Source organism: Modicisalibacter radicis, assembly GCF_900961225.1.
GTDB lineage: Bacteria > Pseudomonadota > Gammaproteobacteria > Pseudomonadales > Halomonadaceae > Modicisalibacter.
This window is the reverse complement of sequence record NZ_CAAHFN010000142.1, coordinates 110,881-124,114: the sequence shown is the minus strand read 5'-3', so window position 1 is coordinate 124,114 and position 13,234 is coordinate 110,881. Positions and strand designations below refer to the sequence as shown.

13 protein-coding genes are annotated in these 13,234 nt (G+C 63.7%); 7 read left to right on the top strand and 6 right to left on the bottom strand.

What is annotated here, in order from left to right; genetic code table 11:
- Nucleotides 1-252: 252 nt before the first annotated feature.
- Entirely contained in the window at nt 253-1,665 is a 1,413-nt protein-coding gene (locus tag HR9077_RS21535; protein ID WP_136069347.1) for a PhoH family protein, read from the top strand.
- Between the two features lie 74 nt (nt 1,666-1,739).
- Here HR9077_RS21535 and HR9077_RS21530 read toward each other — a convergent pair whose 3' ends face one another.
- The 5 genes from HR9077_RS21530 to zwf all read right to left on the bottom strand — a co-directional run bounded on the left by HR9077_RS21530 (nt 1,740) and on the right by zwf (nt 5,882).
- Nucleotides 1,740-1,973, bottom strand: a complete 234-nt coding sequence (locus HR9077_RS21530; RefSeq protein ID WP_136069346.1) for a hypothetical protein — start codon at nt 1,971-1,973, stop codon at nt 1,740-1,742.
- Between the two features lie 106 nt (nt 1,974-2,079).
- Entirely contained in the window at nt 2,080-2,706 is a 627-nt protein-coding gene (locus HR9077_RS21525) for a DUF938 domain-containing protein (protein ID WP_136069345.1), read from the bottom strand.
- Between the two features lie 343 nt (nt 2,707-3,049).
- Nucleotides 3,050-3,709 carry a bifunctional 4-hydroxy-2-oxoglutarate aldolase/2-dehydro-3-deoxy-phosphogluconate aldolase gene (locus HR9077_RS21520; protein ID WP_136069344.1) on the bottom strand — a complete coding sequence of 220 codons (660 nt, stop codon included), beginning with the start codon at nt 3,707-3,709 and terminating at the stop codon, nt 3,050-3,052.
- 22 nt (nt 3,710-3,731) lie between these two features.
- Nucleotides 3,732-4,403: a 6-phosphogluconolactonase gene (gene pgl, locus HR9077_RS21515; protein WP_136069343.1), complete on the bottom strand. Its 672-nt coding sequence runs from the start codon at nt 4,401-4,403 to the stop codon at nt 3,732-3,734.
- Between the two features lie 3 nt (nt 4,404-4,406).
- Entirely contained in the window at nt 4,407-5,882 is a 1,476-nt protein-coding gene (gene zwf / locus HR9077_RS21510) for a glucose-6-phosphate dehydrogenase (protein ID WP_136069342.1), read from the bottom strand.
- Between the two features lie 215 nt (nt 5,883-6,097).
- Here zwf and HR9077_RS21505 point away from each other — a divergent pair, with 215 nt between their 5' ends.
- From HR9077_RS21505 to HR9077_RS21485, 5 genes are all read left to right on the top strand, one after another.
- Entirely contained in the window at nt 6,098-6,958 is an 861-nt protein-coding gene (locus HR9077_RS21505) for a MurR/RpiR family transcriptional regulator (protein ID WP_136069341.1), read from the top strand.
- Between the two features lie 93 nt (nt 6,959-7,051).
- On the top strand, nt 7,052-7,909 hold the full coding sequence (locus HR9077_RS21500; RefSeq protein ID WP_136069340.1) for a putative selenate ABC transporter substrate-binding protein: 858 nt from the start codon (nt 7,052-7,054) through the stop codon (nt 7,907-7,909).
- Entirely contained in the window at nt 7,909-8,637 is a 729-nt protein-coding gene (locus tag HR9077_RS21495; protein ID WP_136069339.1) for an ATP-binding cassette domain-containing protein, read from the top strand. The genes HR9077_RS21500 and HR9077_RS21495 overlap by 1 nt, the downstream gene beginning before the upstream one ends.
- On the top strand, nt 8,630-10,129 hold the full coding sequence (locus HR9077_RS21490; protein WP_244613418.1) for a PhnE/PtxC family ABC transporter permease: 1,500 nt from the start codon (nt 8,630-8,632) through the stop codon (nt 10,127-10,129). The genes HR9077_RS21495 and HR9077_RS21490 overlap by 8 nt, the downstream gene beginning before the upstream one ends.
- Before the next feature lie 378 nt (nt 10,130-10,507).
- Nucleotides 10,508-10,852 (top strand): hypothetical protein, encoded by a 345-nt coding sequence (locus HR9077_RS21485; RefSeq protein WP_136069337.1) that lies wholly within the window; start codon nt 10,508-10,510, stop codon nt 10,850-10,852.
- A 153-nt stretch (nt 10,853-11,005) separates the two neighbouring features.
- Here HR9077_RS21485 and HR9077_RS22540 read toward each other — a convergent pair whose 3' ends face one another.
- On the bottom strand, nt 11,006-11,161 hold the full coding sequence (locus HR9077_RS22540) for a BrnA antitoxin family protein (protein ID WP_168381021.1): 156 nt from the start codon (nt 11,159-11,161) through the stop codon (nt 11,006-11,008).
- A gap of 240 nt (nt 11,162-11,401) precedes the next feature.
- Between HR9077_RS22540 and HR9077_RS21475 the strand changes: the two genes are divergently transcribed.
- Complete coding sequence (locus HR9077_RS21475) at nt 11,402-13,117, top strand: PilZ domain-containing protein (protein ID WP_244613417.1); 1,716 nt, start codon at nt 11,402-11,404, stop codon at nt 13,115-13,117.
- Nucleotides 13,118-13,234 lie beyond the last annotated feature (117 nt).

Sequence of the window (13,234 nt, the reverse complement as noted above, 5' to 3'; positions counted from 1 at the left end):
CCACCCTCTTGCGGCCACGACCGATCCGTTCAGACAGCGACATTAGCGTGGAACGCCGGGCTGGCGTTCCACGCCAACTCGGTTCATCTTGAAACGACAGGCTCCCCGCCTTTTCCGACCCGCCAACAGGAGGTCCGCGACATTACGCTCAGGAAGTGAGGCCGAACGTAGCCACGCCTGGTTCGTTGTCACCGTCATGTAACCGACCACTGCCAGCGTCGAACCTGCCGTCAATTCGAGGAGTACTTGCCGATGGTTCTGATCGACAAGAAAGCGACCCGCCTTTACGTACTCGACACCAACGTCCTGATTCACGACCCCACCGCGCTCTACCAGTTCGAGGAACACGACGTGGTCATCCCGATGACCGTGCTCGAGGAACTCGACAAGCACAAGAACGGCATCCGCGAGATCGCCCGCACCGCCCGCCAGATCAGCCGTACGCTCTCCGAGCTCACATCCCGGGTCAGCTTCGACGAGATCAGCCGCGGCATCCCGCTGACCGATGCTTATGGCCACAGCGGCCGCCTGCGCTTTCTGTGCTACAACGACCTCAAGCCCCTCGATCACCTGGAGGACAGCCCCGACAACCGTATCCTGGCGGAGACCTGCCGGCTGCGCGACGAACGCCCCGACGCCTCGGTGATCCTGGTCACCAAGGACATCAACCTGCGGGTCAAGGCCGCGGCCCTGAACGTGCCGGTCGAGGACTATCTCAACGACCGTGTGTTCAGCGACAGCGACGCGATGATCGAGGGCGCCAAGGTCTATGCCCAGGCCGGCCGCGACGGCGCCGGACTCTGGGAATCGCTGAACGTCGACGTCGCCGTCGAGCGTATCGACCACCACACCTTCTATCGCCTCAACGGCGCCATACCGGCCGACTGGCACGTCGGCATGCTGGTTTCGGACAGCGACAACGGCGCCGATTTCGAGGCCATCGTCCGCGAAGTGGCGCCCCATTCGGCGCGCCTCCAGCTATTGACCAACTACCGTCACCACGCTGGCGTGTGGGGCGTGCACGCCCACGACAGCCGCCAGAACTTCACCCTCAACCTGTTGATGGACCCGGAGATCGACCTGGTCAGCATCGCCGGCAACGCCGGCACCGGCAAGACCTACATGACGCTGGCCGCCGCCTTCCAGCAGACGCTGGACAGCAAGCTTTTCGAGCGCATCGTGTTCACCCGGGCGCCGATCCCGATGGGTGAGGACATCGGCTTCCTGCCCGGTACCGAAGAGGAGAAGATGGGGCCTTGGATGGGCGCCTTCCACGACAACATGGACAACCTGCTGCGCGACGAGAAGGATGGCACCTCGAGCTGGAGCGAAGGCGCCACGCGCCAGCTGATCGGCTCACGGGTGCAGATACGCTCGCCGACCTTCATGCGCGGACGCACCCTCAACGACACCTTCCTGATCATCGACGAGGCCCAGAACTTCACCCCCAAGCAACTCAAGGCGCTGGTCTCGCGGGCCGGCCGCAATACCAAGATCGTCTGTCTGGGCAACGTCGGCCAGATCGACACCCCCTACCTCACCGCCAACACCTGCGGCATGGCGGCACTGGTCGAACGCTTCCGCGACTGGCCCCACGCCGGGCACGTCACGCTCAAGAGCGTGGAGCGCTCGCGCCTGGCGCTGGCCGCCGAGGAGCTTTTGTAAACCGCGCAGGGCACGCAAGCCTGTGCGATGGACCCCGTCTGCGAGCACGCTACGGCGTGCTCGTGGCTCGTAGCTCAGCGCTTGTGATCGGCGTTGACTGCTTTCTCGAGCATCGCCTCGCTTTCGCTGCCGGGTCCCTTTTCCATGATCTGCTGCGCTTCGTGATAGAGGCAGATGTAGGCGTTGCATGACGCGCAGAACACCTTGTCGTCCGGGTTGTGAACCTCGGAGACGCGCATCAGGTGGCTACCGCACTTGGGGCAGGCCACCGGCATGCGGAAATCTTCGGATAGATCGTTACTGGTCATCGGCACTCACTCCATTGATGTTGCACGATCGGCCACATTGCGGCCGCTGCCCCTAGTCTTTGGGGTATCGGCGGATTTATCAAGCCGCCCGGCGACGCAGCCCCCTTCAAGCTGTCCGGCGACGCAGCACCACGCTGAGATTATTGGCCGGCATCTCGACGATGCGCTCTATCGACAGGCCGTTGGCCCGGGCCAGGGTACGGATCGCTTCCAGCGAGCGAATGCCCCAGCTCGGATCGCGGCGACGCAGATCGGCATCGAAAGCGGCATTGCTGGGTGCCGTAGGCACGCCATCGCGCAGGAAGGGGGCATAGAGGAACAGCGCCCCGCCGTCGGGCAAGCGCGCCCCGGCCTCGCCGAGCAGCGCCTCGGTCGCCTCCCAGGGGGCGATGTGCAGCATGTTGATGGCCACCAGCGCATCGAAGTCCGGCACGGTCCAGGGGCGTTCCAGCACGTTCAACTCGACGGGCGAAGCAAGGTTGTCGAGTTCCGCCGCGTCGCGCCAGGCGGCGATCGACGCCCGCGCCTGGGGTTCGGGATCGCTGGGCCGCCACTGCACCTCCGGCAGGGCCGCGGCGAAATGGACGGCATGCTCGCCGCTGCCGCTGGCGATCTCGAGCACCTGCTTCGCGCCGTCCAGTGCCGTCACGAGAACCTCGAGAATCGGTTCGCGGTTGCGCGCCACGGACGGGCTGAAAAGCCGCGCGTCGCCCGTGCTGTCATCACTGTGCATTAACCTACTCCGTTGAGGTCGCTTCGCGGGTTGCCGACATTCACGTACGCGCCATGGCCCATACGTCCCGATGCCGATGGCTTGCCCACGCCGGCTCGTAAACGAGTAAAGCTTATCAGCCGCCTGTACAGCCAAACAGGCCTTGGAGAGCCACCGTGACTGCACTGGCCGAAGCGGCTGATGGCCTGCCGGGCCGGCGCGCTTCGCGCAATGCCGGGCCTCGATCGTCCCGGAAAAGCGCCGGATAAAAAAGACCCACCAGGACGGCGGGTCGAACGACAGCACGGACTGTCGAGAGAGAAGCAGGCCCGCTGCCTGCGGCGGCAGCGAGCAGACGCCCGGCTTATCCGAAGCGCTCAGCGGCCTCGCGGGCCAGCGCCTCGATACCCGCCCAGTCGCCGGCCTCGACCAGCTCCCTGGGCGTCACCCAGGAACCGCCGACACACATCACGTTGGCCAGTTTCAGGTACTCCTCGGCGTTCTCCGGGGTCACGCCGCCGGTGGGGCAGAAACGCGCCTCGGGAATCGGCCCACCGAACGCCTTGATCGCCGCCGCCCCGCCGCTGGATTCGGCCGGGAAGAACTTGAAACGCCGGTAGCCGTACTGCCAGCCGTTCATCAGCTCGGAGATCGTCGCAACCCCCGGCAGCATCGGTACCGGGCTGCTCACGCCATGCCGGTAGAGTGCATCGGTAGCCCCGGGAGTGACCACGAAATCGACACCGAGCTGCTCGGCCCGGCGATACTGGGCCGGCGTCAGCACGGTGCCGGCGCCGATGCTGGCCCCGGGCAACGCCTTGCGCATGCGGGCGATGGCATCCAGCGCACAGTCGGTGCGCAGGGTGATCTCGAGTACCGGCAGCCCGCCCTCCACCAGCGCGCGGCCCAACGGCACGGCATCTTCGAGACGCTCGATGGTAAGCACCGGAATCACCGACGCCTTCTGACAGATGCTGTCGAGTTCGGTGGTCCGGGTCGAAGGCAACTGCTTTTCATTGCTCATGTCAGGCTCCAGCAAAATCGGTTCAGGGCGCCCAGTAGACCGCCAACGGGCAGGCCAGAAAGGCGCGGATGGGCAGCTCTCGGGCATCGTCGCCGGCCATGGCGCGCGCCAGCACACTGCGCTTTTCGTCGCCGACGATGTGCAGGATATGGCGACGTGCCTGATGCAGGCGGCCGGCGCTCAGGGTGATCCGCGGCTGCGGCACGCTGGGGGCGCGCACGGCGACCAGCGGTTCGTCGCTGGTCAGGGCCAGGCCGAGTTCGCCACTATCGGGAAACAACGAAGCGGTGTGTCCGTCCCCGCCCATGCCGAGTACCACCACGCTGGCCGGCCAGGGCAGATCGGCGACCCGACCGGCCACCGACTCGACGCCCAGCTCGGGGGTCGAGTCGTCACTGGTCAACGGGCAGAAGCTGGCCGCCGCGGCCGGCCCCTGCAGCAGGTGCTCGCGGACCAGCCGGGCGTTGCTGTCGTCGGCATCCTCGGCGACCCAGCGCTCGTCGGCCAGTGTCACGTCGATGCGCGACCAGGGCAGCTCGATGCTCGCCAGGCGCGTGAAGAACGGCACCGGCGTCGAGCCCCCCGAGACCACCAGCAAGGCCCGCTCGTTATTCTCGAGATCCGCGGCCAGCGCACTGGCCACCGCTTCACAGAGTTGCGCGGCGAGTTGCTCGCGCGGCGTGCTTGCACTCATCGGTCAATAATCCTCGTACCAGCTGCGGCCATCCTTGGTGATCATGGCGATCGACGCCACCGGGCCCCACGAACCCGCCGGGTAGCGCCGCGGCGGAATATCGCGCTCGGCCCAGCCCGCCACCAGCTTGTCGCACCAGCGCCAGGCATATTCGATCTCGTCGCGCCGCACGAACAGGTACTGCTGGCCCTTCATCACCTCGAGCAGCAGGCGTTCGTAGGCATCGGGAATGCGCGTCTTGGGGAAGGCGCTGTTGAAGTCCAGGTGCAGCGGCCCGGGACGCAGCCGCATGCCCTTGTCGAGCCCGCCATCCTTGGTCAGCACCTGCAGGGCGATGCCCTCTTCGGGCTGCAGCCGGATGATCAGCTTGTTGGCCGCCAGGTCACGCTGGTCCGGGTCGAAGATGTAGTGCGGCTGCTGACGGAAATGGATAATGATCTGCGACAGCTTGTCGGGCATGCGCTTGCCGGTCCGCAGATAGAACGGCACGCCGGCCCAGCGCCAGTTGGCGACTTCGGTCTTCATCGCGACGAAGGTTTCGGTGCGGCTCTCGGTGTCCGCGCCCTCCTCGTTGAGATAACCCGGCACGCTCTTGCCGTCGATCGAACCGTCGGTGTACTGGCCGCGGACCACATCGCGACCGATGCTGTCCCGCGAGAACGGCTTGAGCGCCTTGAGCACCTTGACCTTCTCGTCACGGATGGCATCGGCGTCGAGGTTCGACGGCGGGTCCATGGCGATCAGGCAGAGCAGTTGCAGAAGGTGGTTCTGGACCATGTCGCGCAGTTGGCCGGCCTTGTCGAAATAGCCCCAGCGGCCCTCGATGCCCACCTGTTCGGCGACGGTGATCTCGACATGGGAGATCTGGTTCTGGTTCCACTGGTTGCCGAACAGGGGGTTGGCGAAACGCAGCGCGATCAGGTTCTGGACGGTCTCCTTGCCCAGGTAGTGGTCGATGCGATAGATCCGCTCCTCGGGAAAGACCTTGCCGATGGCGTCGTTGATCGCCTGCGAGGACTCCAGGTCGTAACCGATCGGCTTCTCGACCACCACCCGCGACTCATCGTCGAGACTGTCGCTGGCCGCCAGGTTGGCGCAGATATCGCCGTAGATGGCCGCCGGCACCGCCAGGTAGACGGTCATCGGCCGCGAGACGCCTTCGCGCCACTGTCTGATGGCTTCGTAACCCTCGACGGTGGCGAAGTCGAGCTTGATGTACTCGAGACGGGCGATGAAGCGTTCGACGCACGGCTGATCGAGATTGCCCGGCTTGATGGACTTCTCGAGCGCTTCGCTCACCCGCTGGCGGAAACTGTCCGCATCGGTATCCTGCCGCGCCAGACCCAGGACACGGGTCTCGTCGGCGAGCAGTCCATCGCGATCGAGGTTGTACAGCGCCGGGTACAACTTGCGCATGGCCAGGTCGCCCATGGCGCCGAACAGCGCCAGATCAGTCTCGGGAGTACCGTCTTGGATCATGCCTCGAACCCCTTCAATCTGGTTATCTTACGCATAAAATATGTCATTGTAAGGCATGCCAGCAATCGATATTGGTAATTTTACCACCTATCCATAACGGATTTTCCGCTGCCCTTGAGCCGGCTGCTTGGCGGGCCGGCAGGCGTCACGCTAGGATGTGGCCAGCAATGTAGTTAAATCACTACATGATGACATGTATCGGAGTCTTCCCCCGCATGGCCAGCCATGACCTTCTTGACCGTATTCGCGCCCGCCTCGACGAACTCAACCGCTCGGAGCGCAAGGTGGCCGACGTCATTCTCAACGACCCGGCGACCGCCACCGGGCTGAGCATCGCCACGCTGGCCCAGAGCGCCTCGGTCAGCGAGCCGACCGTCAATCGCTTCTGCCGCAACTTCGATGCCAAGGGTTATCCAGACTTCAAGATAAAGCTAGCCCAGAGTCTAGCCGGGGGCACACCCTACGTCAGCCGCAGCGTCGAACGCGACGACGATGCCGCCCGCTACGGCGACAAGATCTTCGGCGCGACCATCGCCGCGCTCGACGACGCCCGCCGGGCGCTCGACGCCAAGCGCATCGAGCGCGCCGTCGACTACCTGATCCAGGCCAAGCAGATCCACTTCTTCGGCCTTGGCGCCTCGGGCCCGGTCGCCCAGGACGCCCAGCACAAGTTCTTCCGCTTCAATCTGCCGGTGATGGTCCACGAGGACGTGCTGATGCAGCGCATGGTCGCCGCCGCCAGTCACACCGGCGACGTGATCGTGATCATCTCGTACACCGGACGCACCCGCGAGCTGGTCGAGATAGCCCGCCTGGCCCGCGAGAACGGCGCGGTGATCCTCGGCATCACCGCCCCCGATTCGCCGCTGGCCGGCGAGTGCACCGAGACGCTGGAAGTCATCACCCCCGAGGACACCGACGTCTACATGCCGATGACCTCGAGGATGATCCATCTGGCGCTGATCGACGTCCTCGCCACCGGCGTCACCCTGCGCCGTGGCGAGGATTTCCAGAGCCATCTCAAGAAGATCAAGGACAGCCTGCAAGCGACCCGTTTCCCGCTCAGCGACGCCTGAACGCCAGGCGTGACCGGCGTCCCGGCGCTGCCGTACTTGCCCGGGCCTCGCCGAGACCCAACAATAGCCCCTTTGCCAAGCGAGGAGTGCCCCATGCGCCGGTTGTTTGCCATCGCCCTGCTGTCGTGCCTGACCGTGCCCACGGCCAGTGCCGAGACCTTCCGTTTCACCGCGATCCCCGACGAGGATCAGTCGCGGCTGGTCGAGCGGTTCCAGAAGGTCGCCGACTATCTGGCCGGCGAGCTGGACGTCGACGTCGAGTACCTGCCGGTCAAGTCGTACAGCGCCGCGGTCAGCGCCTTCCGCAACGACCAGGTGCAGCTGGCCTGGTTCGGCGGGCTGTCCGGCGTCCAGGCACGCCGCCTGGTACCCGGCTCGCAGGCGCTCGCCCAGGGCAGCGAGGACGCGGCCTTCCACAGCTACTTCATCGCCAACAGCGCCACCGGGCTCGAAGCGAGCGAAGAGGGACTGCCCGCGGCGATCGGGGGGCACTCCTTCACCTTCGGCGCCAAGACCTCGACCTCCGGCCGGCTGATGCCCGAATTCTACCTGCGCCGGCAGTTCGACGAAGCGCCGGAAGAACTCTTCTCGCGGGTCGGCTTCTCCGGCGATCACTCGCGGACCATCGCGCTGGTCGAATCCGGCACCTACGACATCGGCGCGGTCAACTTCACCGTCTGGCAGGCCGCGGTGGAAGAGGGACGGGTCGACACCGACAAGGTCAAGGTGCTCTGGGAAACCCCCGCCTATCCCGACTATCAATGGACGATTCGTGGCGACGTCGATGCACGTTTCGGCGATGGTTTCACCGCTCGGGTCCGGCAGGCACTGCTCGACATGAGCGACCCCGAGCTGCTGGCGAGCTTCCCGCGGGATGCCTTCATTCCCGCCGACAACGACGATTACACGCCGATCGAGCAGGTCGGCGAGGAACTCGGCCTGCTGCGCTGATGGCAGTTGAAAGCGCGCCACTGCTGCGCCTCGATGGTGTCGATCTCGGCCATGGCCGGCAAATCGTGCTGGCCAACCTCACGCTCGACCTGCACGCCGGCGAGCGCGTCGCACTGCTCGGTCAGAGCGGTGCCGGCAAATCGACGCTGCTCGCCGCGCTGCGCCGACGCCTGGCCGGCGACGTCGCCTGGTGCCCGCAGAGCCACGGTCTGGTGCCGCAGCTGGCGGTCTACCACAACATCTACATGGGCCGACTCGAACGCCATTCGGCGCTCGCCAACCTGTGGAACCTGATACGCCCCGAGCGCCGCGCCTGGGCCGAGATCGCCGCGCTGTGCGAGGAGCTCGGCCTCGACGGCCTGCTCAGGCGCCCGGTCGCGCAACTCTCCGGCGGCCAGCGCCAGCGCGTGGCGATCGCCCGCGCGCTCTACCAGCAGCGCCGGCTCTTCCTCGGCGACGAACCAGTGGCCAGCGTCGACCCGCACCAGGCGCTACGCCTGCTGGCGCTGATCGATGAGCGCCACGCCACCAGCGTCGTCGCCCTGCACCAGCGCGAGCTGGCGCTGAGCCACTTCGACAGGGTGTGGGGGTTGCGCAACGGCCGGCTCGAACTCGACGCGCCGACCCGCGAATTGGATCTGGCCGACCTCGACCGACTTTATCCGGCGGCCGACGCCCCGCATCCTACAACCGATGTCCAGCGCCGCGCCGAGGCCGGCGATGCGTGAGCGTGTCCCGGGCGCACTGCGTGGCGACTCACCCGGCCTGAGCCTGGCGCGCCGTTCGCTGATGCTCGTCGCGCTGTGCCTGCTGGCGCTGCCGTTCGCCGATCTGGCGATCATCGCCCACGATCCCTGGGCGGAGCTCGCGCGGATGGCCGGCGGACTGGCCTGGCCGAGCTGGAGCGCGCTGGTGTCGCCGCTTCACGCCATCGCCCTGACCGTCGGCGTGGCGCTCTGGGGCACCGCGCTCGGCGTGCTGCTGGGCTTTCCGCTGGCGCTGATATTTGCCCGTTCGCGGCTGGTGCGCGCCGGCTGCGCCTTCGTTCGCGCGATCCACGAACTGTTCTGGGCATTGCTGTTCCTGCAAGTGTTCGGCTTCTCGGCGGTCACCGCGCTGGCGGCACTCGCCGTACCCTACGCCGGGATCTTCGCCAAGGTCTATGCCGAGATCCTCGAGCAGACCCCGGGAACCGCCGCCGCCAGCCTGCCGCCCGGGGTCGACCGGCTATCGCGCTTCATCTACACCGAGCTGCCGCTGGTCTGGTCGCGGCTCACCGCCTATACCCGTTACCGCTTCGAGTGCTCGTTGCGCGCCAGCGTGCTGCTGGGCTTCGTCGGCCTGCCGACGCTGGGCTTTCATCTCGAGAGCGCCTTTCGCGAGGGCCGCTATCACGAGGCCGGCGCACTGCTCTGGCTGTTCTATCTGCTGATCGGTTCGATCGGCCTGTGGAGTCATCGCCGGCTGGTCCCCTGGCTGTTGCTGGCCAGCCTGTTCGTGCTCGGCCCCTGGCCGCAGGTCGACGGCGGGCTGTTGTGGCGCTTCGTCAGCCAGGACCTTTGGCCGGCGCCGCTGCGCGAGGGCGACTGGAGCGGACTGATCGCCTGGTTCACCGAGATCCCCGATCTTCTGCCGGCGATCGCCAATACCCTGCTGCTCGGGCTGATGGGTACCGTCGGCGCCCTGCTGGTCGCGCTGCTGGTCTGGCCGCTGGCCAGTCGTCACTTCGGCAACCGCCCGTCCCGCTTCGCCGGCAAGGCGGTGCTGGTCGGCCTGCGCTCGACGCCGGAGTTGATGCTGGCGTTCATCTTCCTGCTGCTGCTCGGCCCCTCGATGCTGCCCGCCTGGCTGGCGCTGGCGCTGCACAACGGCGCGCTGCTCGCCTTTCTCGCCGCACGCCACGCCGACAACCTGCAACCGGGCATGCCGGGGCTGACCGCCAGCGGTCGCTATGCCTACGAGCTGCTGCCGCGCCTCTATCCCGGGCTACTCGCGCTACTGTTCTACCGTGCCGAGGTGATCATCCGCGAGACCGCGCTGCTCGGCATGCTCGGCGTGGCCACGCTGGGTTTCCATATCGACTCGAGCTTCGAGTACCTGATGTTCGATCAGGCATTCTTTCTGCTGCTGGTCACCGCAATGATCAACATCGCCGTCGACGCCCTGGCCCGCCGTTACCGGCCCCGCGACGTGGTGATGGACGATCCATGCAGCCGGTGAGCCCCCTGGATTCGTTAACGACGTACAATTCGACGTACAATTCTCCTCGCCAGACCTCGATAAAGCTGCCCCTGACAAAGAAGGCCTGCCCCAATTGCCGCCAGTTGACGAAGCCTCCAGGAGACTGAAGGTATCCGCTGACGTGACAGCCGCTCGGTGCTGGGGTATGTCTTCCCCCAGTGGCGCTCGGCTGGCGTCGTAGTCGAACAGCACCACCTGTTGGCCCGGAGGCCCGCCGCGCTGGAGCCACATATCGAAACGCTTTTATTTTTAGGGTAGCCTGACCCGCAATCCGGCGAGCGCGGCATAACTGGATATCTACCGAGCCTTGCAATTGCCGGCAAGGCTGCACCCCATTCAGCGTCTGGAGGACGCGTCATGAAACGAATCGTCTTGCTATCGATCGCCACCGCCGTCTTCTGCACACAGGCGTGGTCTGCAACCAGCATCAAGCCCGGCAAATACAACGTAACCTCAACCGCTTACAACGAGACTGCGCCGGCCGAGGAAACGACCAACTGCTTCACGCCGCAAGAAGCGGAAGACTTCGAAAGTACACTGCGGAAACAGCTTGATATTTCACCCGGAAACAAGAGCGAAGCGCTCGACGTCACGATCGAAGACGAGGAACATTTTTCGGCCGACATCACGTACGCCGCAGATTCACCTAACCCGTTGACCCTCATCTGGGAAGGTGAGTGGGTAGGCGGCGCCTGCCCTTAACGACTGATTAGCCCGTATAACGCCGGATTCGTAATACCCGAGCCTGGTCTTTCAGGTAGTCGCGGGCCGTCGCGTAGGGGCTGGCCAGGTAGCCGGGCGCATCAATTCATATCCAGGTACCATGTTCCGCCAGGTACACCTTCAGCGCCCGATTCATGCGGGTCTGCCAGCCGGGGCTGTCTCTCGAAAGGTCGCTACCACGTCAGGGTCCAAGCGCACGGTGACGCGCTCCTTGACCACATCGGCCTTGGGCGCCCACGCTTCACTAGGGTACCGCCCCGTCGCCTCGCCGACGACTACGTCCAACATCGGGTGCAGCCCCCAGTTCGACATTTTGTACCCCTAATTACCCCTCAATGCTTCGCAAGTTAATATTCCACGCCCCTATCAATTAACTTTACAAAACTACACAAAAGAAAAAGAAAACAAGCTCAATGACTTAGCAAAATGGCAAAAAAAGCCAATATTGACTCAAACTGCCACCAAATGGATATTCCAAGATACTACAATAAAAGCATGAGATCCGACGGGTCACACGGGGAAATATCCATGCCATTTTTGACCGGATACAATAATTTTGCTTATGCCATCGAAACGATCCTTGACAAAGGACATAATGTATATATCTTGTCAAAATACGAACCACAGACTCTCCCAGCTACCATTCTAGAAGTCGACGCTGCTACCGGAAACCTCCTTATAGAAGCGCATTTCGATCAGGACAAGCTCGAACGCTTCGTCTGGAACAACAAGATCAATATCGACATCGAAATAATGAAGGAGGAAGATGAGCCCGAGACTCTCAGTCTGGAACGAATTCAGGCATCGGCATTCAAGAAGTCGGGTGATACCTATTGGCTGAGTTGCCAACTACCTAACTCGATCTTCGTGAAGGAAACCCGGGGTAGTGTACGCATCCCCTTCATTCTCGGCATGAAAGCCAAGGCCAATATCGTCGTCTATGAAGGAGGAATGTCCCTCTCGGGCAGCGTCAAGAACTTGTCGATCGGTGGGTGCCTGTTGGAAGTTGCCATCGAGGATAGCACGGCGCTCTCCGTCGGCCAGGACCTGCCCGAGATCCATATCGAATTCCCCAACTGTCAATCTTTCACCAGCCATGCAAGGGTGCGCCACATGCGGCCGCTAGGTGGAGCATTACAAGCCGCAGTGGGGATCGAATTTCTCGACATATCTCCCGAGCGGCAAAAGAACCTCAGTCACTTTGTCAACGAGTGCGAGCGTGAGTCTGCCCGCCGAACCGGCCTCAAACCTCTCGAAATCGCTACATCGGCGCTGTTCATCTCCAGCGAAAAGACGCGCCAGATGCTTCAGAAAGAGCGCCAAGAGAATATCAAGACTGCCAAGTTACCGCCCATGGTTCAGGGGGTTCGCGAAATCGCCAGACGGCTACAATTGTCGTTGATGTTCTTGAAAAATCACCGCGAATTCCCTCAGGAAATTATCTACGATTGTGCGGATACGCTTCTCTATCTGTTGTCCAAGGAGCGCAAGCAGCTTATCTATGCGCTCTCCTATCTTACGAGTGCCCCTGACTGGGTCCGTCACTCCTTGGTGACCACCGTTCGCCTGGCCGACTATATGCTGGCTAGCCCTGCACTTGCCCACAAGGCGCGTGGGGCCATGGTCGGCGCCTTGCTGCACGTCATGGGCAAGTCGCTGCTGCTCAACCGCGACCTACCCTCGCTCAAGGTCTGCATGACTCCAACGCAGAAGGGCATACTGCGGGGTCATGTCACGGCGCTGCTCGAAAAGTTCGACGAGATAGGCTGGCAGCCCGGTAGCATCTGTCTTGACGTGATTGTCAATGCCAACGAATGCCTGGACGGTAGCGGCTATCCGACCGGCAAGCGCGGTGACGCGCTTTCCGACGAGGCCCGCTATATGGCCGTCGTCAAGATCATCGACAAGCTGACCCACCCCCGTAACGGGGCACCGCCCCAACCGCCAATCGACGCCTACCGCTGGGTCAACGAACATTCGCAGTGCTACGAGCGGTCGATGCTGGTCGAGTACATCCAGACCTACGGGCTCTACCCGATCGGCATGCTGGCCCGGTATTCGCAGGGCTTTCTGGCCTGGATCGTCGATGTCGATCTCAAAGGCTTGCCTAATAAGGTGCACGTCGTCAAGAACTTGCACTTCCCCGATACCACGCTGGATATAAACCTGACCAGCAAGGACTTCGACCAGATTGGCAAGCTCGAAGGCATCGTCAATCCTGTCGACTACAATATCTCCCGTTAGCGGCAGAGGGGTTGCTCGCCTTGGAAACGGAGAAGCCCCCAGGAGATGCGGTAAAGCGGAGAAACGCCTGCGCGGTACACCACCACGCTATCTGGATTCCGGCTATGCCGGACGCCG

Coding starts and splice junctions, on each gene's coding strand:
- HR9077_RS21535 (WP_136069347.1), top strand. CDS start 253: ATGGTTCTGATCGACAAGAAAGCGACCCGCCTTTACGTACTCGACACC.
- HR9077_RS21530 (WP_136069346.1), bottom strand. CDS start 1,973: ATGACCAGTAACGATCTATCCGAAGATTTCCGCATGCCGGTGGCCTGC.
- HR9077_RS21525 (WP_136069345.1), bottom strand. CDS start 2,706: ATGCACAGTGATGACAGCACGGGCGACGCGCGGCTTTTCAGCCCGTCC.
- HR9077_RS21520 (WP_136069344.1), bottom strand. CDS start 3,709: ATGAGCAATGAAAAGCAGTTGCCTTCGACCCGGACCACCGAACTCGAC.
- pgl (WP_136069343.1), bottom strand. CDS start 4,403: ATGAGTGCAAGCACGCCGCGCGAGCAACTCGCCGCGCAACTCTGTGAA.
- zwf (WP_136069342.1), bottom strand. CDS start 5,882: ATGATCCAAGACGGTACTCCCGAGACTGATCTGGCGCTGTTCGGCGCC.
- HR9077_RS21505 (WP_136069341.1), top strand. CDS start 6,098: ATGGCCAGCCATGACCTTCTTGACCGTATTCGCGCCCGCCTCGACGAA.
- HR9077_RS21500 (WP_136069340.1), top strand. CDS start 7,052: ATGCGCCGGTTGTTTGCCATCGCCCTGCTGTCGTGCCTGACCGTGCCC.
- HR9077_RS21495 (WP_136069339.1), top strand. CDS start 7,909: ATGGCAGTTGAAAGCGCGCCACTGCTGCGCCTCGATGGTGTCGATCTC.
- HR9077_RS21490 (WP_244613418.1), top strand. CDS start 8,630: ATGCGTGAGCGTGTCCCGGGCGCACTGCGTGGCGACTCACCCGGCCTG.
- HR9077_RS21485 (WP_136069337.1), top strand. CDS start 10,508: ATGAAACGAATCGTCTTGCTATCGATCGCCACCGCCGTCTTCTGCACA.
- HR9077_RS22540 (WP_168381021.1), bottom strand. CDS start 11,161: ATGTTGGACGTAGTCGTCGGCGAGGCGACGGGGCGGTACCCTAGTGAA.
- HR9077_RS21475 (WP_244613417.1), top strand. CDS start 11,402: ATGCCATTTTTGACCGGATACAATAATTTTGCTTATGCCATCGAAACG.